The sequence below is a fragment of the Saccharopolyspora taberi genome (assembly GCF_039534165.1).
In the GTDB taxonomy this organism is placed as follows: Bacteria; Actinomycetota; Actinomycetes; order Mycobacteriales; family Pseudonocardiaceae; genus Saccharopolyspora_D; species Saccharopolyspora_D taberi.
This window is the reverse complement of record NZ_BAAAUX010000005.1, coordinates 5,136-27,455: the sequence shown is the minus strand read 5'-3', so window position 1 is coordinate 27,455 and position 22,320 is coordinate 5,136. Positions and strand designations below refer to the sequence as shown.

General features: G+C 69.2%; 36 protein-coding genes and 1 tRNA gene. 5 read left to right on the top strand and 32 right to left on the bottom strand.

Translation table 11 applies throughout. The features are described from left to right. Positions 1–17: 17 nt before the first annotated feature. Complete coding sequence (gene argS, locus ABD691_RS04695) at positions 18–1,679, bottom strand: arginine--tRNA ligase (RefSeq protein WP_344678141.1); 1,662 nt, start codon at positions 1,677–1,679, stop codon at positions 18–20. Between the two features lie 225 nt (positions 1,680–1,904). Here argS and ABD691_RS04690 point away from each other — a divergent pair, with 225 nt between their 5' ends. After that, positions 1,905–2,663 (top strand): thioredoxin-like domain-containing protein, encoded by a 759-nt coding sequence (locus tag ABD691_RS04690; protein WP_344678140.1) that lies wholly within the window; start codon positions 1,905–1,907, stop codon positions 2,661–2,663. Beyond that, on the top strand, positions 2,660–3,322 hold the full coding sequence (locus ABD691_RS04685; RefSeq protein WP_344678139.1) for a DUF305 domain-containing protein: 663 nt from the start codon (positions 2,660–2,662) through the stop codon (positions 3,320–3,322). Before ABD691_RS04690 ends, ABD691_RS04685 begins: the two co-directional genes overlap by 4 nt. A 39-nt stretch (positions 3,323–3,361) precedes the next feature. Here the strand turns inward: ABD691_RS04685 and ABD691_RS04680 are convergent, their stop codons facing one another. Further along, entirely contained in the window at positions 3,362–4,279 is a 918-nt protein-coding gene (locus tag ABD691_RS04680) for a cation diffusion facilitator family transporter (RefSeq protein ID WP_344678138.1), read from the bottom strand. A 195-nt stretch (positions 4,280–4,474) separates the two neighbouring features. On the opposite strand from ABD691_RS04680, the gene ABD691_RS04675 reads away from it, so the two are divergent. Then, a tRNA-Arg gene (locus tag ABD691_RS04675) sits at positions 4,475–4,550 on the top strand. Positions 4,551–4,678: 128 nt separating this feature from the next. Here the strand turns inward: ABD691_RS04675 and ABD691_RS04670 are convergent. From ABD691_RS04670 to ABD691_RS04525, 30 genes are all read right to left on the bottom strand, one after another. Further along, a complete protein-coding gene (locus ABD691_RS04670; protein WP_344678137.1) occupies positions 4,679–6,049 on the bottom strand; it encodes a tyrosine-type recombinase/integrase in 1,371 nt (456 codons plus the stop codon). Further along, entirely contained in the window at positions 6,049–6,237 is a 189-nt protein-coding gene (locus ABD691_RS04665) for a helix-turn-helix transcriptional regulator (protein WP_344678136.1), read from the bottom strand. Before ABD691_RS04665 ends, ABD691_RS04670 begins: the two co-directional genes overlap by 1 nt. 84 nt (positions 6,238–6,321) lie before the next feature. Then, positions 6,322–7,374, bottom strand: a complete 1,053-nt coding sequence (locus ABD691_RS04660) for an AAA family ATPase (protein ID WP_344678135.1) — start codon at positions 7,372–7,374, stop codon at positions 6,322–6,324. Next, a complete protein-coding gene (locus ABD691_RS04655; protein WP_344678134.1) occupies positions 7,371–8,321 on the bottom strand; it encodes a bifunctional DNA primase/polymerase in 951 nt (316 codons plus the stop codon). The genes ABD691_RS04660 and ABD691_RS04655 overlap by 4 nt, the downstream gene beginning before the upstream one ends. A 78-nt stretch (positions 8,322–8,399) precedes the next feature. Continuing rightward, positions 8,400–8,864, bottom strand: a complete 465-nt coding sequence (ssb, locus tag ABD691_RS04650; protein WP_344678133.1) for a single-stranded DNA-binding protein — start codon at positions 8,862–8,864, stop codon at positions 8,400–8,402. A gap of 23 nt (positions 8,865–8,887) precedes the next feature. Further along, on the bottom strand, positions 8,888–10,048 hold the full coding sequence (gene dnaN, locus ABD691_RS04645) for a DNA polymerase III subunit beta (RefSeq protein ID WP_344678132.1): 1,161 nt from the start codon (positions 10,046–10,048) through the stop codon (positions 8,888–8,890). Positions 10,049–10,076: 28 nt separating this feature from the next. After that, positions 10,077–10,316, bottom strand: a complete 240-nt coding sequence (locus ABD691_RS04640) for a hypothetical protein (RefSeq protein ID WP_344678131.1) — start codon at positions 10,314–10,316, stop codon at positions 10,077–10,079. Positions 10,317–10,345: 29 nt separating this feature from the next. Beyond that, positions 10,346–10,609 (bottom strand): hypothetical protein, encoded by a 264-nt coding sequence (locus tag ABD691_RS04635; RefSeq protein WP_344678130.1) that lies wholly within the window; start codon positions 10,607–10,609, stop codon positions 10,346–10,348. A 214-nt stretch (positions 10,610–10,823) separates the two neighbouring features. Next, positions 10,824–13,028: an FtsK/SpoIIIE domain-containing protein gene (locus ABD691_RS04630; protein ID WP_344678129.1), complete on the bottom strand. Its 2,205-nt coding sequence runs from the start codon at positions 13,026–13,028 to the stop codon at positions 10,824–10,826. Positions 13,029–13,075: 47 nt separating this feature from the next. Then, positions 13,076–14,182, bottom strand: coding sequence for a hypothetical protein (locus tag ABD691_RS04625; RefSeq protein WP_344678128.1), 1,107 nt, complete (start codon positions 14,180–14,182; stop codon positions 13,076–13,078). Continuing rightward, positions 14,179–14,397 carry a hypothetical protein gene (locus ABD691_RS04620; RefSeq protein ID WP_344678127.1) on the bottom strand — a complete coding sequence of 73 codons (219 nt, stop codon included), beginning with the start codon at positions 14,395–14,397 and terminating at the stop codon, positions 14,179–14,181. The genes ABD691_RS04625 and ABD691_RS04620 overlap by 4 nt, the downstream gene beginning before the upstream one ends. Next, a complete protein-coding gene (locus ABD691_RS04615) occupies positions 14,394–14,795 on the bottom strand; it encodes a hypothetical protein (protein WP_344678126.1) in 402 nt (133 codons plus the stop codon). Before ABD691_RS04615 ends, ABD691_RS04620 begins: the two co-directional genes overlap by 4 nt. Then, positions 14,795–15,124, bottom strand: coding sequence for a hypothetical protein (locus tag ABD691_RS04610; protein WP_344678125.1), 330 nt, complete (start codon positions 15,122–15,124; stop codon positions 14,795–14,797). The genes ABD691_RS04615 and ABD691_RS04610 overlap by 1 nt, the downstream gene beginning before the upstream one ends. Then, the gene (locus ABD691_RS04605; protein WP_344678124.1) at positions 15,117–15,443 is read right to left on the bottom strand and encodes a hypothetical protein; all 327 of its coding nucleotides are present in this window, start codon (positions 15,441–15,443) and stop codon (positions 15,117–15,119) included. Before ABD691_RS04605 ends, ABD691_RS04610 begins: the two co-directional genes overlap by 8 nt. A 92-nt stretch (positions 15,444–15,535) precedes the next feature. Continuing rightward, a complete protein-coding gene (locus ABD691_RS04600) occupies positions 15,536–15,808 on the bottom strand; it encodes a hypothetical protein (protein ID WP_344678123.1) in 273 nt (90 codons plus the stop codon). Between the two features lie 29 nt (positions 15,809–15,837). Next, a complete protein-coding gene (locus ABD691_RS04595) occupies positions 15,838–16,260 on the bottom strand; it encodes an NUDIX domain-containing protein (RefSeq protein ID WP_344678122.1) in 423 nt (140 codons plus the stop codon). A gap of 33 nt (positions 16,261–16,293) precedes the next feature. Next, positions 16,294–16,524: a hypothetical protein gene (locus tag ABD691_RS04590; protein WP_344678121.1), complete on the bottom strand. Its 231-nt coding sequence runs from the start codon at positions 16,522–16,524 to the stop codon at positions 16,294–16,296. A gap of 76 nt (positions 16,525–16,600) precedes the next feature. Further along, entirely contained in the window at positions 16,601–17,041 is a 441-nt protein-coding gene (locus tag ABD691_RS04585; protein ID WP_344678120.1) for a DUF6292 family protein, read from the bottom strand. 32 nt (positions 17,042–17,073) lie between these two features. Beyond that, complete coding sequence (locus tag ABD691_RS04580; protein WP_344678119.1) at positions 17,074–17,259, bottom strand: hypothetical protein; 186 nt, start codon at positions 17,257–17,259, stop codon at positions 17,074–17,076. A 19-nt stretch (positions 17,260–17,278) separates the two neighbouring features. Then, complete coding sequence (locus ABD691_RS04575; RefSeq protein ID WP_344678118.1) at positions 17,279–17,554, bottom strand: hypothetical protein; 276 nt, start codon at positions 17,552–17,554, stop codon at positions 17,279–17,281. A gap of 32 nt (positions 17,555–17,586) precedes the next feature. Beyond that, positions 17,587–17,805 carry a hypothetical protein gene (locus ABD691_RS04570; RefSeq protein ID WP_344678117.1) on the bottom strand — a complete coding sequence of 73 codons (219 nt, stop codon included), beginning with the start codon at positions 17,803–17,805 and terminating at the stop codon, positions 17,587–17,589. Positions 17,806–17,893: 88 nt separating this feature from the next. Then, the gene (locus tag ABD691_RS04565; protein ID WP_344678116.1) at positions 17,894–18,061 is read right to left on the bottom strand and encodes a hypothetical protein; all 168 of its coding nucleotides are present in this window, start codon (positions 18,059–18,061) and stop codon (positions 17,894–17,896) included. A 27-nt stretch (positions 18,062–18,088) separates the two neighbouring features. Beyond that, positions 18,089–18,310 carry a hypothetical protein gene (locus tag ABD691_RS04560; RefSeq protein WP_344678115.1) on the bottom strand — a complete coding sequence of 74 codons (222 nt, stop codon included), beginning with the start codon at positions 18,308–18,310 and terminating at the stop codon, positions 18,089–18,091. Further along, positions 18,307–18,501 carry a hypothetical protein gene (locus ABD691_RS04555; protein ID WP_344678114.1) on the bottom strand — a complete coding sequence of 65 codons (195 nt, stop codon included), beginning with the start codon at positions 18,499–18,501 and terminating at the stop codon, positions 18,307–18,309. Before ABD691_RS04555 ends, ABD691_RS04560 begins: the two co-directional genes overlap by 4 nt. Before the next feature lie 42 nt (positions 18,502–18,543). Then, positions 18,544–18,771: a hypothetical protein gene (locus tag ABD691_RS04550; RefSeq protein ID WP_344678113.1), complete on the bottom strand. Its 228-nt coding sequence runs from the start codon at positions 18,769–18,771 to the stop codon at positions 18,544–18,546. A 33-nt stretch (positions 18,772–18,804) separates the two neighbouring features. Then, on the bottom strand, positions 18,805–19,212 hold the full coding sequence (locus ABD691_RS04545; protein ID WP_344678112.1) for a RapZ C-terminal domain-containing protein: 408 nt from the start codon (positions 19,210–19,212) through the stop codon (positions 18,805–18,807). Between the two features lie 70 nt (positions 19,213–19,282). Next, positions 19,283–19,513 carry a hypothetical protein gene (locus tag ABD691_RS04540; protein ID WP_344678111.1) on the bottom strand — a complete coding sequence of 77 codons (231 nt, stop codon included), beginning with the start codon at positions 19,511–19,513 and terminating at the stop codon, positions 19,283–19,285. 53 nt (positions 19,514–19,566) lie between these two features. Further along, positions 19,567–20,025, bottom strand: a complete 459-nt coding sequence (locus ABD691_RS04535; RefSeq protein ID WP_344678110.1) for a DUF3307 domain-containing protein — start codon at positions 20,023–20,025, stop codon at positions 19,567–19,569. Next, entirely contained in the window at positions 20,025–20,198 is a 174-nt protein-coding gene (locus tag ABD691_RS04530; protein ID WP_344678109.1) for a hypothetical protein, read from the bottom strand. The genes ABD691_RS04535 and ABD691_RS04530 overlap by 1 nt, the downstream gene beginning before the upstream one ends. Continuing rightward, positions 20,198–20,482 carry a hypothetical protein gene (locus ABD691_RS04525; protein WP_344678108.1) on the bottom strand — a complete coding sequence of 95 codons (285 nt, stop codon included), beginning with the start codon at positions 20,480–20,482 and terminating at the stop codon, positions 20,198–20,200. The genes ABD691_RS04530 and ABD691_RS04525 overlap by 1 nt, the downstream gene beginning before the upstream one ends. A 135-nt stretch (positions 20,483–20,617) precedes the next feature. Between ABD691_RS04525 and ABD691_RS04520 the strand changes: the two genes are divergently transcribed. Both ABD691_RS04520 and ABD691_RS04515 read left to right on the top strand, forming a co-directional pair. Beyond that, positions 20,618–21,430: a GntR family transcriptional regulator gene (locus ABD691_RS04520; protein WP_344678107.1), complete on the top strand. Its 813-nt coding sequence runs from the start codon at positions 20,618–20,620 to the stop codon at positions 21,428–21,430. Continuing rightward, positions 21,424–22,293: a glycosyltransferase family 2 protein gene (locus ABD691_RS04515; RefSeq protein ID WP_344678106.1), complete on the top strand. Its 870-nt coding sequence runs from the start codon at positions 21,424–21,426 to the stop codon at positions 22,291–22,293. The genes ABD691_RS04520 and ABD691_RS04515 overlap by 7 nt, the downstream gene beginning before the upstream one ends. Positions 22,294–22,320: the final 27 nt, after the last annotated feature.

The following is a 22,320-nucleotide window of genomic DNA, read 5'->3' as shown; positions in this document are numbered from 1 at the left end:
CGAGATCACGACAGCCCCTACATCTGCTCCGGTGCGCTGACTCCGAGCAGCCCGAGCCCGTTGGCCAGCACCTGGCGGGCCGCCTCGCACAGCTGGAGGCGGGCGATCGTCAGCGGGCTGGCCTGGTCGTCACCGGGCTGCAGCACGCGGCAGGCGTCGTAGAACTTGTGGTACGCGCTGGCCACTTCTTCCAGGTACCGGGCGATGCGGTGCGGTTCCCGCAGTTCCGCCGCGGAACGCACCACGCGCGGGTACTCGCCCAGGGTGCGGATCAGGTCGCCCTCACGTTCGTGGGTGAGCAGCGACAGGTCTGCGTCGGCCACCGGGCCCCGGTCGATGCCCATGGACGCGGCGTTGCGCTGGAGCGACGCGAGCCGCGCGTGCGCGTACTGGACGTAGAAGACCGGGTTCTCGTTGGTGCGCTTGCTGATCAGGTCGAGGTCGAGGTCGAGGGCGGAGTCCACCGAGGAGCGGATCAGCGAGTACCGCGCGGCGTCCACGCCGACCGCGTCGACCAGGTCCTCCAGCCGCACGACGGTTCCGGCGCGCTTGCTCATCCGCACCGGCCTGCCGTCCTTGACCAGGTTCACCATCTGGCCGATGAGCACCTCGACGACGTCCGGGTCGTCGTCGAGCGCGGCGGCGGCGGCCTTGAGCCGCGGGATGTAGCCGTGGTGGTCGGCGCCGAGCATGTAGATGCACAGGTCGAAGCCGCGGTCGCGCTTGTCCCGCAGGTAGGCGACGTCACCGGCGATGTAGGCGGGATGCCCGTCGCTCTTGATCAGCACCCGGTCCTTGTCGTCGCCGAACTCGGTCGACTTCAGCCACCAGGCGCCGTCGGCGAAGTAGAGGTGGCCGGACTCCTTGAGCTGCTCGACCGCGCGGTCGACCTCGCCCGAGGTGTGCAGCGAGTCCTCGTGGAAGTAGACGTCGAAGTCGACGCCGAACTCGTGCAGGCTGCGCTTGATCTCGTCGAACATCAGGCCGACGCCGATCCGCCGGAAGGTCTCGTGCCGCTCGGCCTCGGGCTGGTCCAGCGCACCGGGCTCGGCGGCGAGGACCTGCGCGGCGATCTCGGCGATGTAGTCGCCGCCGTAGCCGTCCTCCGGGGCGGCCTCACCGCGCGCGGCGGCGAGCAGCGACCGCACGAACCGGTCGATCTGCGCGCCCGCGTCGTTGAAGTAGTACTCGCGGGTGACCTCGGCGGACTGCGCCTCCAGCGTCCGGCCCAGCGCGTCGCCCACCGCGGCCCAGCGGGTGCCGCCGAGGTGGATGGGGCCGGTGGGGTTGGCCGAGACGAACTCGAGGTTGATCTTCAGGCCCTGGTAGCGGTCACCGCGGCCGAACGCGTCGGCGGCGCCCAGCACCTCGCGCACGATCTGGCCCTGGGCGTCGGCGGCCAGCCGCAGGTTCAGGAAGCCCGGGCCCGCGACGTCGACGGCCTCGACGCCGTCCTGCCCGGTCAGCGCCTCGGCGAGCCAGCCTGCCAGGTCGCGCGGGGCCACCCCGGCCTTCTTGGCGACCTGCATCGCGATGTTGGTCGCGTAGTCGCCGTGTTCGGGGTTGCGGGGTCGCTCGACCGTCACCGCGTCCGGGATGACCGAGGTGTCCAGGTCACGGCTGGACAGCACGTCGACGGCGGTGTTGCGGACCAGTTCTGCGAGCGCGGCGGGAGTCACCTTATGCAGTCTAAGGAAGCGTCACCGCTGTTCAGCCAACGGGTTGGCGGACCGCGCCGGGGTCCGCGCACGTCCGGTGACCGGCGGGTGACCGGGCGCACATCCGGGTGTGAGAGCGTGAGGTCGCTGTCGGCAATTCGACGAGCGGCTCGGCGGGAGCGGGAAATCTCTAGACTGGCACGCCGAGTCCCCTGGCGGCGGTTCGCGAGACGAGGTCCGAAGAGCATGGCAAGCGGTAAGAAGAGCAAGGCGCGCAGCTCGGTGGTGCACGAGCGTTCGATCCCGTGGGTGATGATCTCGGCTGTCACCGCGATCCTCGTGATCGCCGTCGCGGTGTTCGGCTACGTCGGCATCGTGTACATGGACAAGAAGGAACTCGCGGTGTTCACGCCGTCGCCGCAGAACCCCGATCCGTCCAAGGCGATCCCCGGTGTGCAGCTCGCCAACTACCCGGCCCAGCAGCACGTGACCCCGCAGCAGCGGGTGGCCTACGACCAGGCGCCGCCGTTCGGCGGTCCGCACGACGGCATCTGGGCCGACTGCACCGGCGTGGTCTACCCGGAGGCGGTGCGCACCGAGAACATGGTCCACTCGCTGGAGCACGGCGCGGTCTGGATCGCCTACAACCCGGACAAGGTCGACGGCGCGGGCAAGGCGGCGCTGGAGAAGCGGGTCGAGGGCAAGCCCTACACGATGATGTCGCCCTACCCCGGCCTGGACAGCCCGATCTCGGTGCAGTCGTGGGGCCACCGGCTCAAGGTCGACAGCGCCGACGACAAGCGGATCGACCAGTTCATCACCGCGCTGCGGCAGAACGGCAACGGCGTCTACCCCGAGATCAACGGGTCCTGCCAGGCGTACCCGGGTGCGTTCGACACGCTGAACCCGCCGCCGTTCGACCCGAGCCCGGCGCCGCCGGACGCGATCCCGATGGACGGCACCGGCAGCCAGCAGGCCAGCGGTGAGATGGGGGCCGGTCAGTGAGTTCCGAGCGGACCCCGCTGACCGTGCGGGTGTTCGTCGCCATCGCCGGGACGGTGGCGCTGCTGCTGCTCGGCGCGGCGGGCGGAATGCTGATCAAGGTCCCGTCCGACCAGCGGGTCGAGACCAATCCCACGCCGGTCGACATCGGGTTCGCCCAGGACATGTCGGTGCACCACGAGCAGGCCGTGACGATGGCGACGCTGGCCCGCGAGCGCGCGGCCGACGTCGCGGTGCGGCAGCTCGCGTTCGACATCGAGACCAACCAGCGCGGCCAGATCGGCCGGATGCAGGGCTGGCTGAGCCTGTGGAACCAGCCGGCGCAGGCCGCGGGCGCGCCGATGGAGTGGATGGCCGACAGCGGTCACGGCGGTCACCACGGCGGTGGGTCCGGCGGCGGGCTGATGCCGGGGATGGCCTCCACCGAGGAGCTGGCCCGGCTCCAGAAGCTCAGCGGCCCGGAGTTCGACGTGGAGTTCCTGCGCCTGATGCTGCGCCACCACGAGGGCGGAGCGCCGATGGCCGAGTTCGGCGCGCAGCGCGCCGCCATCCCGGCCGTGCGCAACCTCGCGGCGAACATGCTCGGCTCGCAGAAGACCGAGAGCGAGCTGATGCGGCGGATGATCGCGGAGCGGGGCTCGACCCCGTTACCGGCGAGCTGACGAGAACGCCCCTGGCCGCGGCCGGGGGCGTTCTCGTTGTCACCAGGTCAGTTCGCGGCAGCGGCGAGCGCACTCGGCGGGCTCGACCTGGAGCGTGGCGTGGTCGATGTGGTAGCGCTCGGAGAGCAGCCGCTGGGCGGCGATCAGCACGCCGCCGTGGTCGGCGCGGCTGCCGGTGGTCAGGTGCGCGGAGGCGACCTCCATGCCGGAGGTGAGCGTCCACACGTGCAGGTCGTGCACCTCGGTGACGCTCGGGAGCCGGTTGAGGTCCTCCCGCATCTGCTGCACGTCGACGCCCTCCGGCGCCTGCTGCACCAGGATCCGCAGCGCCTGCTTGGCCAGCTTGAAGGTCCGCGGCAGCACGAACAGGCCCACCGCGACGGCGATGATCGGGTCGACGAGGTACCAGCCGAAGGCGGTGGTCAGGACGCCGCCGACGAGGACACCGACCGAGCCGAGGGTGTCGGCCAGGACCTCCAGGTAGGCGCCGCGGACGTTGAGGCTGGTGTCGGCGCCCTCCCGCAGCAGCGCGAAGGCGACGAGGTTGGCGACCAGACCGGCGGCGGCGGTGAGCATCATCGGCAGCCCCGCGACCTCCGGCGGGTCCTGGAAGCGGCCGATGGCCTCGTAGAGGATGTACGCGGCGACGCCGAAGAGCAGGACGGCGTTGGCCAGCGCGGCCAGCACCTCCATCCGGTACAGGCCGAAGGTCCGGCCGCCGCGAGCCGGCCTGCGAGCGGCGGAGATGGCGGCCAGCGCCATGCCGACGCCGAGCACGTCGGTGAGCATGTGCCCCGCGTCGGACAACAGCGCCAGCGACGAGCTCAGGTAGCCGACGACCGCTTCCAGCACGAAGAACGCCAGCAGCACGCCGAAGGCCATCGCGAGCCGCCGCACGTAGCGCCCCGAAGCGCTGACCGCGTCCGCGGCGCTACCGTGCCCGTGTCCGTGCCCCATCCGAATCCTCCTCGTGGTCCGCCCCACGAATATATAGTCACATTCGCATAGATTCAGGCAAGGGGAGGCTAGGCTCACTTTCGTGGACATCGGGTGAAACCGGAGGTGAGCGCCCGGCGAACCCCCTGAAGAACCACGATCAGGCGATGCGCTAAGCTGACGAACGTCGGAAACGACAAGCAAGCCGACAAGAAAGCCCTCGTAGCTCAGCGGATAGAGCACTGCCCTCCGGAGGCAGGTGTCGCAGGTTCGAGTCCTGCCGAGGGCGCCATACAATAGCCTTGGAAAACGGCTTCTGATCAGGGGAAATCACCTCTATCGCTGATCTTGCTCGTCTGTCACTGTCTGTCGGTGGTAGTCGTCTTCTGTCGGCCTCCGTGCACAATGCGTGCACAAGCCTCAGCGCCCGTACCCGAAGAACCTGTCGACCTGCCCACGGGCGATCACATCCCGTCCGTGCAGGCACGCGGCGTAGACGTCCATCAGCACCGCCACCGAGTGGCCCGCCCACCGGGCGACCACAGCAGGATCGACGCCAGCTGCGAGCCAGGTGCTCACCGCCGCATGGCGCAGCGAGTACGGCCGCCGGGCCAGACGCGAGACGCGCACCTCCTCGGTGAAGGCGGCGACCCGCGCTTCCCTCCATACCCGCATGTAAGTGATCTTGGGCACGTCTTGTCCCCGGTCTCCGACGAACACCCGGTCCCCGCCCTCGGGGAACGCGGCGAGGTGCCGACGAAAGAGATCGACGAGTTCCGGTGGGCACGGCACTGGCCTGCCCTCCCCCGCATCCCGCGCCTTCACCCCGCGGGTCTCCCGGGCCCGGTCGGTTCCGGTCCAGTGCTTCCCCGCGTGCGGATGCGCTTCGTCGACGTAGATTTCCCCCCAACCGGAGTCGGGGAGCACCAGATCTCGCCGCCGTAGTGCCACCGCTTCTTCGGGCCGCAAGCCTGCAAAGTACATCGCGCCGAAGAACGCTTCCAATCTCGGGCCACTGCGGCGGATTCCGCGCACTGCGGTGAGCAAGGCACGCGCCTGCGCTGGGTTGGGCACAGTGCGAGGATCGATGGTGCGGTTGCCCTTCGGCATAGTGGTCCACTTCGCTGTGTCCAATGGGTTTTTCTCCAGTGCTTCCCTCTCGACTGCGTAGGCGAGCACGCTCGACAGCACCGAGCGGGTCTTGCGCGCGACCGAGGGGGCGTACTTGGATCCAGAAAGTGTTGTGGTGACAGCCTTTTCCAGTACACGGAGCGTCTGCGGGTGCAGCGCATCGCTCACTGGACGGCTGTTCCGAGCACACCAGCGCAGAACTGCGCCTGCTTCGTCAGGGACGTGCCCGGCCCTAGTTCGGGTGTTGAACGCGTAGCCACGGAGGGCGGAGCGGATCGCGCGCTCATCCGGTTTTCCCGGCCCGTTCGGAAGGAAGACAGGTGTGATGCGGATGAGTGCTTCCGCGATGGTCTGGCGTGCGGTCGCAGAGGCAGCTTCCCACTTCATGTCGACGTAGTCGCAGGCGATCTCGAACCACGTAGTCTCGCGGACCGTTCCCGAGGCGGAGATCGGCTTTCCCGACTCGGCGTCGAATGCCTCCCCCCTGTTTTGGGCCGCGATGAGTTCGGCCCTGAAGCGATCCGCTTGCGCCCGTGTCTTGCAGGACTCGTAGAACCGTTTTGCGCCGACGCGCCAGCGGATTCCGTAGCTTGTGACTTTGCCCTGCTGGTTCTTGCGTTGGGCGATCGACCAGATGCGTACATCGAAGGACCGTGGCATCAGGCAGCCTCCTTGTGGTTGTGGAGCCAGGATTCGAAGTCGTCACGGCAGATCCGAAGTTCGCCGTTGGGGAGCTTCGTGCAGAGCGGGGCACGGCCGGTGGAGCGCCATCGGTAGAAGGTGTCGCGGGAGATTTCGAGTTCTTCACAAAGGTCGCGGATGGTGAGGTACTCACGTCGTCCGGACATCACAGCTCCTGTTCTTGGCGGTTGCGGGGACAGCTGGGGTACATGTCCCTGCGAGTCCCCAAAGTTGATGTTTGTATTGCCTGATCAGACCAGGTTTGGGGACATCGGGGACGCCGGGGACACTTCGTGGCCGTTCGTGTCTCTGGGGGTGACTGCGATGGCGGGCAGTCGGTACCGACCGCCTGCGGCGTGGAGATGGCCCTCCTTCGCCAGGCGCTGGCAGGTCTTTTTGACGTTCTCGTACGGCAGGCTGGTCGCATCGGCGATGGCTTTTGGTCCCGCGCCAGGGCTTTCGCGGACGTAGTGCAGGATCGTGGTGCTGGTGTCGTGCATGATGTGGTCGCTGGCGGGTCCGTCGAGGAGTTGCCAGGCACCGGAGTTGGGGTGGAAGGCGAGGGCGTATTCGGCTTCGTCGATGTCGCGGCCGGTGACTTGCAGGACGCCGTCGGCTTTGTTGCGGCCTCGTCGGAGAACGAGGGTGGCATCGGCGGCGCCGGCGATGCCGTTGGAGCCAGAGACGGTTTCAAGGAAGTCTTCGGAGCCCATCTTGCGGACGTGGTGGACGAGGACGAACGCGACGCCGTAATGGTCGGCAAGGCGTTTGGCACGGCCGATCGCGGCGTAGTCGGCGTCGTAGGCGGCCATTCCGGCGGGTGGGGTGCCGCGCATCTTGGCGAACACGTCGAGCACGACCATGCGGGCGTCGGGGTGGTGGTCGAGCCAAGCGGCGATCGCTTCTTCGCCGCCGGCGGGCAGGGTCGGGCAGTTGGTGGCCACGGTGAGCCCGGCCGGTGCGGGGTCGTGGCCGAGGAGTTTGCCCATGCGGGTTTGCAGCCGTCGTGGGGTGTCTTCGAGCGCGAGGTAGAGCACCGGGCCGAGATCGACGTCGATCGTGTCGAGCGCGCGCCCGCCGGAGGCAACGGCGAGTGCGAGTCCGAGGGACATCCAGGACTTGCCGACCTTGGGCGGTCCCGCGAGGACGTTGACACCTTCGGCAAGGATGCCGGGCACGGCCCACCGCGGTTCGGGGAACTCGGCGGCCATGAGCGCCTCGGCGGTCCACGCGCCGATGAGTGCGTCGGCGGGGTTGGTGCGTAGTGCCCGGACGTTGTCGTGCTCGGGGGCAGGTGTGCTCATGCCGTCATCCGTCGTGGTCGGGCTGCTCCGGCTCGCAGGCCGGAGGCGATGGTCCGCCTGGCCTGGGCCCAGGAGTAGGCATCGGCGGCGACGTGACTGTGGGCGGCGGCCAGCAGTTCGTCGGTGACTTCCTGCTCGCCGAGCGCGCCACCGGCGACGAGTTGCCCGAGGGCGTTGGCGGCGCAGTAGAGCGCGAAGTTGCGGCCACCACCCTCGGCCGTGGTGACCCGCCGGATCTCGCCGTCGATGGCCGCGCGCAGGAATCCGGTGCGCCGCCCGGCCGTCGTCGCCACCGCGGTCGGTTGCTGCGGCGGCAGCGGCGTGGGCGTGAGCCGGTCGACGAGCCAGGCCGGGAGCGGCGCGGGCGGCCGGTCGTCGGTGATGGTGTAGGAGCCGTCGCGGCGGATCGAACCGGGCGCGACGACGTAACCGCCCCAGCCGCGGGTGTCGATGCCCCACCCGAGCCCGTGGCCGCGTTCACCCTGGGTGATCCGCAGCCGCGCATCGGCCGGTGCGGTGAAGTACAGGTGGGTTCCGCCGGAAGGCGTCTGCACGGTCATCGTGTCCAGCGGCGGCGGGTGGCCGGCGTCGGCGCAGACGAGCAGGAACACGTCCATGCCGGACTCGGCTCCCTGAGCGGCCCAGCGCTCGGGGACGGGCTTGCCGGGCTTGGGCATGTCGAGGTCGACGACGAGCAGCCCGGCGGGCCCGGTGGCCAGGCCGATGTTGTAGGCGCCGTGGGACCAGCAGCCGCGGACGCGATCAGGGTCGGTGGTGGCGCGCTGTTCCCACTTGCGGTGCCCGGCGGTACAGGGCCCGGTGCCGGGGCAGTCGTCGACGCTGTGCAGTGCGGGGAAACTCCCGCCGGGGTTGAGCGGGAACACCGGCCACCCGCGCCCGGCGATCGCCAGTGCGGCCGTCAGCAGCGTTGTGGATGAGGTGGGCACGGCGAACCTCCTTCGGTGAGAACAGGGGCCTCGCTCGGTTGCCCGGCGCAACCGAGCGAGGCAGGGGCGGACTGGGGCTTAGAACGGGGGTTCGTCGGCGAAGCCGCCGCGAGTGCCTGCGGGGGGTGCCGAGCCCCATCGGTCGGCGTCGTCGCTCGCGGGTGCGGTTCCGTTGTTGCGGCTGGCCTTTTTGACGGTGGCGGTGGCGAACTTCAGTGAGACGGCGACTTCGGTGGCGTCGACCTCGAACACGGTGCGCTTCTCGCCCTCGGGGGTTTCGTAGGAGCGCTGCCGCAGCACGCCGGTGACCAGGACGCGGGTGCCCTTGGTGACGCTCTCGGAGACGTTTTCGGCGGCCTGGCGCCAGATCGAGCACCGCAGGAACGTCGCCCCGGCGTCGATCCACTGGCCCTTGTCGCGGTCGAACCGGCGGTCGTTGGCCGCGACGGTGAAGTTCACGACCCCTGCCCCGGATTGGGTGAAGCGCATCTCGGGGTCGGCGACGACGGTTCCGGCGATGGTGATCTCAGGCAGTCCAGCCATGACTTCCTCCTCGGAATCGGTTGTTACGCGGCTGCGGCGGTCTGGGCGGGGATGGTCATGGGCATGACGAGGTAGCGGAGCTGGTCGTCGGGCCCGGTCGAGGTCAGCGGTCGCAGCGTCCACGGCTTCGGCGCGGCGTTCGCGGTGCGGGGAAGGGTGATGTGGACGAGGTCGCTGTCGAGCGCGTGCAGGGCGGCAGCGACCAGGCTGGTGTTGAGCCGGGCGTGGACCGGGGTGGCGGTGTAGTCGACGGCGAGAGTGTCGACGGTGGTGCCCGCGCTGCTGGTGATCTCCATGCGCAGGGTGTTGTCGGCCAGGGTGATGTCCATGCCGGGGTGCTCGCGGTGCAGCGCGAGTCGCTTGACCGCCGCGGCCAGCTCGCCGACCGGCGCGGTGAACGAACTGCCGGGTGAGGTGGCCAGGACCCGGTCGTAGGGCGGGGCGGGCACGTCGAGGACGGCCAGGGTGATCCGGCGGTGGTCGCTGGCCAGGCCGAGGCGGCGGTGGTCGGGGTCGAGACCGATCCGGATCGTGCCGCCCCGGCTGGCCAGGAGCGTGGCGGCGTCGGTGACCGGTCGTGCCGGAACCAGCACCCGCGCTCGGAGGGCCGGGCCGAGGGCGGGTTGCCAGGTCAGGGTCGCGGTGGCCATCCGTCGTCGGTCGGTGGCATACAACCGCAGCGGCTCACCGCTGTCGGGCAGGTCGATGCCGAGCCCGGTCAGGCCCGGCAGCGCCTCGTCGGTGCCCGCCGCCGAAGCCACCCTTCCCGCGACGGCAGCGAAGTCGGCGGCGTCGACTTCCCCGATGACGTCCGGAGTCTCGGGCAGTGCGGGGTAGTCGTCGATCGGCAGCAGCGGCAGCGTCGCTCGGCTGCCGCCCGCGACGATCGTCAGCTGCCGGTCGTCCGTGACCAGGGTGGTGGTCTGGCGGGGCAGCAGGCGGGCGATCTCGCCGAGCAGGCGCCCCGACACCAGCACCCGCCCCGGCGTCTCCACCTCGACGGTGTCGTCGAGGGTGATGCAGGTGGCGGTCTCCCGGTCGAACCCCGACAACGTCAGGCCACCGGGTTCGGCGTGGAGCACGATCCCGGCCAGCACGGGGTCGATCGGTCCAGACGCGAGCAGCTTGGCGATCCCCCGCGCGGCGTCGGCGAAACCACGCGGATCGGCGAGCGTGATGTGCATGGCGGTGTGTCCTTTCCGGAGAGACGGTTCAGTGGGTTTGCTGGCAGTAGGAGCAGAGCGGCCAGGTCGCGACCTCGGCGTTGTCCACGTCGCGCTCCAGGTAGCCGAAGACGGCGTCGAGGTCGTAGACCGTGACCCGCCGGGTACAGGCGGCGAATCCGCGGTGTCCGCGCAGCGGAGGCGTGGTGTAGATCGGCCACCACCGGTCGCGCTCCAGGTAGTGGCGCACGCGGCCGGTCCGGGAGATGCCCCACGGCCTGTCAGGCATGACGGTGTGTCCTTTCTGGATGGTCGGGTTCAGCGGCGGTTGTTGCGGTTGCGGCGGGCCTGTAAGGACTCGCGGATCGCGGCCAGCGCCCGGGTTCCGGCGCGCAGCTGTAAGCCAGAGGCGTCGCAGTCCAGGCAGACCCGCACCCCGCGCAGGACGCGGGACTGGAAACGCCCCCTCCCCCGGCAGGCGCGGCAGAGCTTGAGCGGCCACAGCACGCACAGCCCGAGGTAGGCGGGGATGACGAGCGCGGCGAGCAGCGTGAGGAACGCAAGGGACGAGCCGGACAGCATGGGTGTTCTCCTTTGAACGAAGGGAATTACTGTGTGTAGTTGGTGGTGGGTAGTGGGCGGTTCAGTGGGTTGGGGGTGAGGTAGTGAAAGGTCACTTTGGGCGCACTGAGCCGGGCCCACTGGCCGTGTGCTGCGGAAATGTGTGTTCAGTGGGCCAGTGGACGTGGGCTGGGTTGTGGGGTGCCGGGGTGGCTGTTCGGGGTGGTGGGGCGGGTCAGTCCTGGTCACTCACTGCGCGTTCGGCGATCGCCGTGGTGACGTGCTGTAGCCGAACGGTGGGGTAGCCGTCGTAGGGCTTGACCGGCACGTCGTACTCGGCGAGCTGGGTAGCGAGGGTGGTGGCGTTGAGCTTGGTGTAGGGCTTGTGGTCGGGGGCCAGTGCGCGCAGGCGGGCGACGAGGTCGCGGGCTTTGACGCGTTCGTCGTCGCCGAAGACCGCGGCGAGGTCGTCGAGCAGGTCGCGCTGCTCGGGTTCGTGCTGGTGGTGGCGGATGCCGGCGCGGAATCGCTTGGCGCGCTCGGCGATGTCGTAGCTCTGTTCGGTGCTGATGAAGTGGGTGCGCACGGTGGTGTGGGTGGCGCCGCCGGGCAGGTCCATGGATTCGCCGGGGGCGAGCACGACGGTGCCGCGGTCCAGGCCGGAGCGCAGGGCGTGGGGTGCGGCGCCGGTGTCGACGGGGGCTTCGCCGAGGGCCATCTTGGCGATGGATTCGGTGCCCACGAACAGGCTGGCGCGGATCATCGCGCCTTCGCGGACGACGACGGGCAGGTTGGCGTCGGTGGGGTTCTGCGCGAACTCCCACAGGTGGATGTTGACCGCGCGTCCCTGGTCGTGGATGGCCTGGGCGGCGCGCACGGCGCGGGACTTCTTGCCTTTGCCGCCGATGTCGCCACCATCGGGGTGCTCGGTGGTGCAGGTGTAGAGCTTCTGGACCTCGTCGACGACGAGGATCAGCGGCTCGAACCCGCTGCCGGCCTGGGACGAGGCGCGGTCGACGTCGCCCTTGCGGCCCATGTCCCGCCACTTGTCGTAGCGGCGTTCCATCTCGCCGACGCCCCATTCGAGCATGTCGCAGGTCGCGATGAAGTTCGCGTCTCCCGCGCCCTCGATGAGTTCTTCGGCCAGGTCGTGGAACATCGACCAGTCCCCGAAGCCCTTGAGGTCGGCCAGCCGGACCCGCACCGAGGGGTCGAGCATGGCCCACAGCAGCAGTGCGCGGGCGGCGGCGGTCTTGCCCTGCTTGGACAGCCCGGCGAGCAGGAAGTGCTGCTGGAGCAGGTTCAGCTCGACCGGATCGCCCTTCGGGGACACGCCCCAGGGCATGGTGTCGCGGTAGATGTCGACCGGACCGAACTCGTCGTCGAGCAGCGGCGACGGCGGCACCGGGCGGTCCAGTGCGCCGGAGTCGGCCACCCACAGCAGGAACTCGCGCTCGCTGCCCGGGTCGCGCTCGATCTGGATCTCGTGCTCGGCGCGGTCGAGGTTGCCCGCCAGGGTGTCCCGGCGCTTCTGCACGTCGGTGGTGGTGACCTGCGGGGGCAGGGTGACCTGGACCTGCGCGCCGGGACCGTAGCGGGTGATCAGCCCCAGCATCCACGCTGCACCGTCCTCGGCGTCGTCGATGGCCTTGCGCAGCGCGGAAATCCCCAAGTTGCGCAGGGCGGCGACCACGGCCGACGGGGTGATGTTGACGACCTCGTCCTTGCGCACCACCGCGTCCTGCGCCCAGGCCGGGGCCGCCTGGCCGCGGCGGCGCTTGTTGTAGCCCGAGACCAACACCCCCGCCGCACTGGCGACCAGCAGCAACGGCACCGGAACGGTCGCAGCCCACACGGTCCAGTCGAACCCGACCGCGACCGCGGTAAACAGCCGGTCCCAGACCTGGGCGAACGACAGCCCGCCGGGCCGGAACGCGGCCACGATCGAGGCGATCAGGGTTAGTGCCAGCACGAGCGTGGCCAGGCCGCCGAGGATCATCGGCACCCGCATGAGGAACGTGCCCCATACCTGGATGCGCTCCAGCAGGATCCTGCGGTTGTCGGTGCGCTGCCGCATCAAGTCGGCGGCAATGCCGTGCTCCCCGGCGGCGCGGGCGTCGCGGATCTGGGCGTCGATGTCACGGCCGGTCCACCGGGAATACACGCTGGTCGCGGTGTCCCACGCGCCGCCCAGCAGGTAGTAGCCGTGCCGGGCGGTGACTTTGGCTGCCGCCGCGCTGCGGGCCTTCAGCGCCGGCGGCACGACTCCGTCCCGCTCCCGGCGTGCGGGCAGGGTGTCGGGCCGGACCTCGACCTCCGTACCCGCGGTGTTGGTCTGCTGGTCGGGGGTGGTGTCGTCGATGTCGACGGCCCGGGCGGCGTGGGCGTGGGGGAACCGGATCAGCTCGCCCATGTCGGTGTGCTCCCTGTCGATGGTCATGGTTGGTCTTGCCTCCCGGCTCCGGGCGGTGCGCGAAGGATTGAGGGCTAGGCGGCCGGTGCGATCGGGCCGGTGGTGTTGAGGGCGTCGCGGATCTCGCCGACGCGGGCCTGGTTGACCGGGCCGATGTGGGCGCGGTGCCAGCGGGCGACCTGCTTGCCCGACACGCCGGTGCCCAGTTCGCGGCGGGCGCGGTCGATCACCGGATCACCGTTCCCGCTGGTCTCCGGCGCCAGGCCGCTGACCTGCCGGGACGCGGCGTTGCTGCTGGTCGCGGGCGGGTGCTGTGTGGCCTGCGGTGTCGTGGTGTTCGTGCTGGTCGCGGGGGTGTTGGTGAGGCGTTGGGCGGTGTGCTGGCTGATGCGGGCCAGATCGCCGGTGATGTGCGGGGCCAGCGCGCCGGAGGTCACCACGACCACGGGCCCGATGGCGTGCACCGCCATCGACACCAGCGCCCACCCGAACCCCGCCGCGGCGCCGCCGTGGGCCCAGGCGAGTCCGGCCGTGATGGCCTCTCCGAGCGAGGGGCCGATCGTGATGGCCGCGATCAGTCCGCCCAGCCACCGGTCGGCGGACCGGTAGGCGCGGTGCGATTCCGGGGAGATGGTCAGGCCGCGCTGCGCGGTGATCGACCGCATCACCAGGCCCAGCGACAGCAGCCCGCCCATGAGCAGATCCGGGCCCATCGCCGCGACGAACCAGCCGAGCCCGCCCAGGACGAGGGCTTTGGTGACCGACAGCGCGGAGAACACCGCCGACAGGATCGCGCCTCCCGCGGCGAACACGGCCAGCGCCGCGAGCATCCACGCCCGCACCCGCCGGTTGCTCCACGCCTCCGCCCGCGGATCCGCCGCCAACTGCTCCAGCTCCACCGCCCGGTGCATGCGGCGCTTCGCGGTCTCGACCCGGGTGTCGGGTACCTGGCCGAGCTGGCCGCGCACCCGAGCCCGGTGCCGGGCCAGACGCACCCGCCACGACGCCGCCACACTCTCACCGGCCGCAGGCCCCAGCTCGCCGGTGGCGACTGGACCAGGCGCGGCCTGCTCGGCGATCGGCGTGTGGTCGTCGACCACGGCCGCAGGCGCGCGTGGGGTGTCGGGGGCCAGGTACAGGTCGATCACGTCGCCACCAGGCTGCCGATCGATGCTGGTCATGACCGAGCCCTCCCTCGACGGGTCACAGTGCGGACAGGTGCGGGCGGAACCTGGCCCGCGACAGCCAGCAGGCGATCGGCGCCGCGGTCCAGGACGTGCACGACCATCGCCAACACGACCGCGGGCATCCGGAACAGCACCGCCGTCAGGAACAGCACGCCGACCAGCACGGCCCGCGGGGCGGTGTAGTCGCGCAGGTAGTCGGTGGAGTTCACAACCCCGCCTCCGTCCCCGCTGCCGGGCGGTTGAGGTGGGTGTGGTGGGTGTACTCGCCCCGCCCACAGCGGTTGCACCAGCGGTGCCGATCCGGGCAGCGGGCCGTGAGTGTCCCGTTATCGAGGTCGAGGCGGGTGTAGCCCTGGCACAGGCAGGCGATCCACTCGCCCATGTCGCACCCCTGCTCGCGGCAGGTGGCGGCGTTGACGCACCGATCGCACAAGACCGTGCCGTCGTCGAGGCGCTGCCAGTCCTCGGCGTACTCGTCGAGGAACCGGATCGCCTCGGCCTCGGTCTCGAAGTGCGGGGCGAAGCTGTCCTCCAGCTTGCTGCCGCAGATTTCGTCCTCGCCGCAGCCGTCGCAGCGGATGATCACGCAGGACTGGTGTTCCAGCATCACGCACCTCCACCGGTGAGTCGGTCGGCCTTGGCGATGTCCGAGCGGGCCAGCGCGAGGTAGGTCTGGGTGGCGTGGCGGGCCGCGGAGGCCAGCGGCGGGAACGCCTCCAGGTGGCGCGTGATCTCCGGGCGGCTCCATTCCTCGCCGAGGTCGGACGCGGTACGAGCGACCTCCCGCCACGCGGCGGCCCGGATCAGGACCGGACCGGTCTGGCAGCCGAAAACGTTGCGCACCGCCTCGCGGTAGGCATGGGCGAGTCCGGTCAGGCGGGCGGCGACGTCGGCGGGGATCGTGACCACCACGTCCGCGATCTGGGGCTCATGCATCGGGGGCCTCCCGCTCGATCTCAGCGGCCTCGGCGCGGCGCCTGCGCGCGTCGTGGACGAACCGGGTGCCGTCGCGGAACACCGCGTCCCGGACCAGCCGAAGTTGGATGTGGACTGCGGTCTGCTTGAGCGCCTGGCCGAGGTCGTCCTCGGCGGCGGCCAGCGCCCGCCACAGCGCCACACGGCCGCTGGTGCGCCGGGGACGGCGGGAACTCGCGCTCTCCAGTGCCTCCTTGTAGGCGGCGTAGGCAGCGGCCAGCGCTTCGACAACCCCGCCGGGGATCGTGATCGTCACGTCAGCGGGATGGGGCTCTACCATTAGTTTCTCCTTGCAGGATCGAAGGATTCGGAGCGGGGAGCCCGGCCCGGCAGGGGCTTCTTGGCGGTTGCGACTGCCGGGCCGGGGCGGGGTTAGAGCTTTCCGTCGCCGTTGCAGGCCGAGCAGTCCCGGCCGCGGAACTTCCCGGTGCCCTCGCAGATCAGGCACTCCATGCGCTCGTCAACCGCGGCGACCGCCCGCGTGAGGGCGATCTGCCGCGACACGCTGGTCTTGCCCTGACCAGGGACGCCACCGATGAGTGCGTTGCTGGCCAGCAGGGGCTGCGGCCACAGGCCGCCGGTGGCCGGGTTGGTCCGTCGACATGCCGCGCTCGGCAGCTGGCGGGCGTCCAGAAACTTCGCCATGGTCTGTGTCCTTTCTCGACGGTGGTGGGTCAGATGCGGCGGAGGGCGTCGGACAGGATGAAGCGGTGGTCGAACGCCAGGGGCAGCGCGAGGGCTCGGTTGGTTCGGAACCAGCGGGCCTCGCGGGCGTCATCTCCGGCGGTGGCCGAAGTCATGCGGTCGAGCACCGTTGCGAAGGCGACGGACACGACGCGTCCACGGGGGTCACGGTTCGGGATGTCGTAGACGCCGACCTGGACCAGTCGGCGGGCGGTCAGCCCGGTCTCCTCGGCGAGTTCGCGGTGGGCGGCCTGCGCGAAGGTTTCGCCGGTGTCGACGTAGCCGCCGGGCAGCGCCCAGTGCCCGGCGAACGGGTCCCAGCCGCGGCGGATCAGTAGCACGTGCAGCTCACGGTTGGCCTCGGCGAACACGACGATATCGGTGGTCAGGTGCGCGGACGTGATCTCAGACAAGACTGTTCCTCTTCCTCGTGCGTAGTGGTCGGCTCAGCCGTGCAGGGCCATGCGTTCTCCTGCCCTGATCTCGGCGGCGGTGGAGTTGCGCTTGGCGGCATCAAGCGCGGCCTTCGCCTGGCGGTAGGGGCCTCCGGGGCGCTGCTGCTCGTCGAAGTAGACGGTGTCGTCGAGGTCCTGCATCAGCTTGGCCAGCTTGTGGACCTGGTCGGGCCGTACCGGTTCCTGTTCGGGCTGGGTGTCCTTGCTGCGACCGAAGCGCATGGGATTGTCCTTTCTGGATGTCGAGCGATGGGGGCCTGCCCGGGGCCGACGTGGACCGCCGGCCCCGGCGGATGGGTCAGGACTCGCGGGGAACGGCTCCGCGCGGCCAGTACTGGCGCAGCTGGGTCTCGAACGTCTCGTCTTCGTCTTCGTCGTCGGCGTCGCGGAAGCGGGTACCGAGCCCGAGCAGGTGCCGGTCGTTGTTGGTGCCGTCGAGCACGGATCGCACCCACGCCACGACCCGCTGCGGCTCGTCGAGCAGGTCCAGAGAGGACTCGCGGAGGTCGGTGGGTTCGGAGCGGCCCTCAACGCGCTCCCACCCGCGGGCCCAGCCGGTTTCCTCGTGCCAGAGCAGCATCAGCCGCTGGGCGTCCGTAGTGAGCACGATCGCTCCGTGGCGGGGGTCGTCGGGGTTGCCCCACCACTCGGCCACGCGGAACCCGGCCGACCGCAGAGCCCGCGCCACCGCCTCCAGGTAGGGCTCGTGCGCGCCGTAGTAGTCGATCTTCTTGGCCATGTGCTGCCTTCCTTCCTTACGGTTTCCCGGGTTCAGCGGCCGAAGGTGATGCCGCCGTGGATCTCGCCGGCCTGGATACCGGTGAACTCGCCGTGGTTGATGTTGCGGACCTTCGTGCGGTCGGCGGGGGTGATGTTGGGGTCGTGGGCGGCTTCGTGGAGGTTGTCGCGGGTGTAGGTCTTGTCGCCGACCTGGATGCGGAACTCGCCGTTGCTCATGGCGTGGTGTCTCCCCTGGTCAGGCGTAGGTCTTCTGGTAGTCGGCGTGGAGCTGCTGGAAGTGTTCGAACGCGTCGGCGGCCTGGGCCGGGGCGGTCGGGTCGTCGCCGCGGCGGGCGGCGTGGGCCAGGCGGGTGGCCTCGCGGTGGGCGTCGAGCACCTTGTTGAACGCCTTGCGCTTGGGCGCGCCGAAGGTGGCCAGGACGTGCCCGGTGATGCGGGTGAGGTAGCTGGTCGTGGTCAGCTGCTCGATGATCCGGGTCGCGGTCTCGGGGCTGATCTTCTGCGTGGCCATGGTCGATCGAAGTCCTTTCCGTGCTGTGGCGGTCAGATGCCGAGGAGCTGCTTGACGTCGTTCTCGTCCTGGGCGTACATCCACTCGGCGCAGTCGATCCGGCCGCAGTGGCCCCAGTCCGCCTTGACCGGGCGGCGGCACGGGCGGCCGTTGTTGGTGCGGGCCTGGCAGCGGGGCCGGTTCTGGCGGTCCTGGCGGGCTTCGCCGGCTGCCTGGACCAGCTTTCGCAGCGTGTTCTTGGTGAGAGACACTGGTGTCCTCCTGCTCAGTTGATGGGCGGTGAGGGACCCGGACCGGCAGGTCGTTCTTGGCGGGACTGGCTGCCGGTCCGGGGCGGGGCTATCGGACGGTCTCGGTGGCGTCGTGGTCGTAGAGGAACTCGACGTCCCCGACCTGCACGATCACGCGCTTCGGCGTGACGTCGACGCTGCTGACCGGCATCGGCTTGCCGCTCCACAGCAGGACATCGCCGCGCTTGAGGTCACACACCTTCTTGACCTTCGACATCGGTTCTCTCCCTCCTTGCGGTGCTGGTCAGGTGGCCAGCTCGAACCAGTCGGTGAGGCTGGTGACGCGGTCGCCCTGGTAGCCGCTGCGGATGTGGGTGGCCTTGACCACGACCCACGAGCTGCTGACGATGTCGATCTCGGTGACGCGCCACTGGCCGTTCCGATCGGCGATGACATCGCCACGGCGCAGGTCACACACCTTCTTCGCCCTGGCCATCGGGCGCCCCTTCTCGCGCGTGCCACTCACGCCGCCACCGAGACCCAGTCGGTGGGGCTGTGGTGGCGTCGGCCCTCGTGGCCGCTCTGCAGGCTGGTGGCGCTGATCGCGACGCACCGGGCGGTGACGCCCTCGATCGCGGTGACCCGCCACGGGCCGGGGTATTCGGCGATGATGTCGCCGACGGACAAGTCCTTGACCTGCTTGCGGTAGACCTTCAACGTCTGCTCCTTGATCAGCGGTGCGAACAGGTTCCGGACGGGTCAGGCGGCGACGTCGCGGTAGTCGAGGGCGTTGCCCCGCAACTCGCCCATCTCGCCGGTGCTGGTGTTGCGCACGGTCAGCACGACCGTGTCGTCGTGGCGGACGTCGGCGAGGAGGACGCGCCACCAGCCCTCGGTGTCTCCGGCGACGATCTCGCCGTAGTGGATGTCGTCCATCTGCTTGCGGTAGACCTTCAACGTCTGCTCCTTGATCAGTAGTGCGGACACGCTTCTGGCCGGTTTTCGGCCAGGCCGGGGAGATCAGCGCTTGACGACGGGCTTGCGAATGTCGCGGTGCTCGACCTCGACGCCCCAGCCCCAGCGCCGCATGCGCTCGGCCAGCTCGTTGGCCAGCACGACCGAGCGGTGCCGGCCTCCGGCGCACCCGATCGCGACCCCGACCAGGTAGGGCTCGAACGGCTTGTTGTTGTGCTCCAGCAGCCTGTTCGTGCGGTTCTGGAGCGTGCGCAGCAGATCGCTGGCCCCAGGGGTGTTCAGCACCCGCTGCTGAACCCTCGGGTCGAACCCGTCGAGCTCGCGGAACGCGGGGTCGACGTGCGGGTCCCGCAGAGCCTTGCGAACGTCCTCGATGTGGTGCGCGGTCGGCATCGACGGCGGCTTACCGTGCAGGTAGCCGAAACTCGTGACCACCAGCTGAATAAGACCCATGACAATTTCCTCCACAATGGATAGACAGAAAACGAACCTGGACAAAGACAGGAGGCACGTTCCAGGCGGGTCAGCCAGCGAGGTCGCGGTAGTCCTGGCCGTTGCCCCAGAGGTTTCCGATCTCGCCGGTGGCGGTGTTGATGCCGGTCAGCCACACCGAGCTCTTGGAGCCCCAGCTGTCGACCTTGGTGATGCGCCACCAGCCCTTGGCGTCCCCGGCGACGACGTCGCCCACGACGATGTCCTTCATCTGCTTGCGGTAGACCTTCAACGTCTGCTCCTTGATCAGTAGTGCGGACACACGTCTGGCCGGTTTTCGGCCATGCCAAAGGGAAATCGCGGAGAAGAGAGTGTTCAGGCGACGGCGGTGAGCAGTGCGGCAATGAACAGCCACAGCCAGTGCCACGCCTGATCGAGCGCGTAGGCGCCGGTCCCCAGCGACGGGTTGTCGTCGTGGCCCTCACGCGGGGCGCCGAGCCGATAGAACTTGTCGTTACGGGTGAGCGCCGCCAGCCAGGCCAGGGTGGTGCGACGGTCGGCCCAGTAGTGCGTCACCGCCGACACCAGCTGCCCGCCCACGAACCCGCCGAGGGTGATCGGCAGGCCGAACACCGCCCACACCAGTGCGACCATCCCGGCGGTCACCGCGGTGTAGGTGGCCACGTGCTTCGCGCAGGCCCACCGGCCCACCCAACCCCGGTCGCCCTTGGTGCCGGCCTGGTGCGAGGTCTGCACCCAGTGATCCGCCACGTTGTGCGCGACCAGCAACGTCGCCAGCACCACCGCGAACGTCACCGCCGACTCCATCGCCATCACGCACCGCCAAGGAGCGTCGTGGCGAACTCGGTGACCTTGGCGAAGGCGTCACGGATCCAAAAGGCCGACTCGTTGGGCCAGCGAATGACGACGAAGGCAACGGCTGCCAGCAGTAAGAGCGTCTTGAACGAGCCTCTGCTGGAGGACGGGAGAATGGTTTGGCGAGCCATCACGCAGCCACCTCGTCGGTGGTCGTGGACAGAGCAGGAACCGGGTTCGTCGTTGGCAGGGCTCTCAGAACTCGCCTCTCAGCACGGCGGGTGCGGCGCTTCTCGGCGCTGTCCGCCTTGACGTCGGAAGGCCGGCGAAGGGTGGACTCATCCAGCTCCCGGTACGTCTCGCCGAGCAGGATGTTGATCGCCGTTTCGGTCAGCCCGTCAGGTGCGTTGTACGGCTCGATCGACACCTCTTCCAGCTGCTTGGTGATCGAGCGTGGAACCGATCCGTGCTTCATGACTCTCCCAACCTTGCCGGTCTGACGGCTTGCCGGTTTGCCGTCAAACTTTCGATGTTGGAGACGTTAGCGTCACCGCGGAACACGCGCAAGGGGTTTGCCGTCAAACCGTCAAACCGGCGTAGGATGTGGTCCATGGAACCTCAAGCAACCGCCGTCGCAGCGCCGGTGCAGCTACGCATCGCGGATGACATCCGCATGCGGATCGAGCGCGGTGATCTGACGCCGGGTGACCCGCTGCCGACGCTGCACGAGCTCGCTCACCAGTGGGGCTGCGGCGTCCAAACCGCGCGGTCGGCGATCAACCTCCTCAAGCAGCAGGGACTGATCACTGGAAGCCGAGGAAAGGCGCCAGTCGTCCGCGCTCGCCCTCGTCAGGTGGTTCGTTCCTCGAACCGACACCAGGACGAGAAGGATCGGGTGCTGACAGGTGAGGACGAACGGGGACGTAACGGCGTTGCCGAGAACGATCTCGGGGTTCCGATCGACGCTCTCGACTTCAAGGCGACACACGAGGTCGTCAGGGCGGATTCCGAACTCGCAGAAGGCTTCGACATCGAGCAGGGCGCGGAGGTGCTCCGCCGCGTGTTCGAGCTGACCGACCCGAAGGAGGGCCGCCGAGAAGCGTGGAGCGTGTCGTACATTCCGTATGACCTGGTCAGCGCAAAGCCGGAGGTTTTCGAGTCGGACAAACCTCACCCGGGGGGCACTCAGCACCAGCTCTACGAGGTTGCAGGCATCGAACTTGCTCGCATTGATGACGAGGTCACAGCGGCTATGCCGACTACCGTCACGGCGCAGTTGTGGGGTATGGACCCTGGCATTCCGATGATCCGTGTCCGTCGAATCTCCATTGACACGCACGGGCGAGTCGTAGAGATCTCCGATGCTGACTTCCCGGCTGATCGAACAAAGCTGCACTTCTCGACACCGCTGGCCTTGTGGTGACGAGCCATCTGCACTGCGCAGGAACGGAGAACCAATTGCCTCGGATTTCAGTCGTCACGGCAGCGTACGGACCTACCGCGACTTTCTTGAGCGACACGATCGAGAGCGTCAAAGCCCAAGCGCTTCCCCCCGGTTGGGAGCTCGAATGGGTCGTGCAGGAAGACGGGCCTGGCCCCTTCCTGGCCACGAAGTTCGACGGGGTCGACTTCGTCCGCTACGAAGCCAACGAGGCTCAACTCGGCCTCGCGATGACCCGTAACCTGGCGTTGTCGAGGGTGACTGGCGACCTGGTGCAGGTGCTCGACCACGACGACGTTCTACTGCCGGACGCCTTCACGACGCTGATCCCGAGATTCGCCACCTCGTCGATTCACTGGGCGATTGGCCAGGCGGACGACCTTCTGCCTGACGGTAGCCGAGCGTCGTTCTCGTCGATGCTCGACCATGGCGTCGTTCCAGCTGGCAGGGTCAACGAATGGGCCGCAGACAACGGTGGGAACTGGCCGGTTCACTGCGCAGGGTTGATGATGCGGACCGCGACGCTCCGAGCTCTGGGTGGGTGGGCGGCATCCCCCGCAGACGACGATCTCGCGATGTTCGCCGCCTTGTCGGAAGTGGTCGACGGATACAACGATCCGGCCTTGACCTGGCTTTACCGGCAGCATCCCAACCAGACCCACAAGAAGCAGTCTTGGAACTCGTGGAGCAGTGTCGGCCGAAGGATTGCCCTTCAACGCGCTGCTGCCGTCCGGGCTGCCGGGCTCTTCGCGGCAACGTCGAACGCATCTTCCGTAGACGGAGCCGCGGTTGAACCGCCCGAGCTTGGGAAGCTGATCCCGAAGGAGAACTATCCCGGTCGCTGAGCTCTTCCTAGACGGCCGTCATGGTGC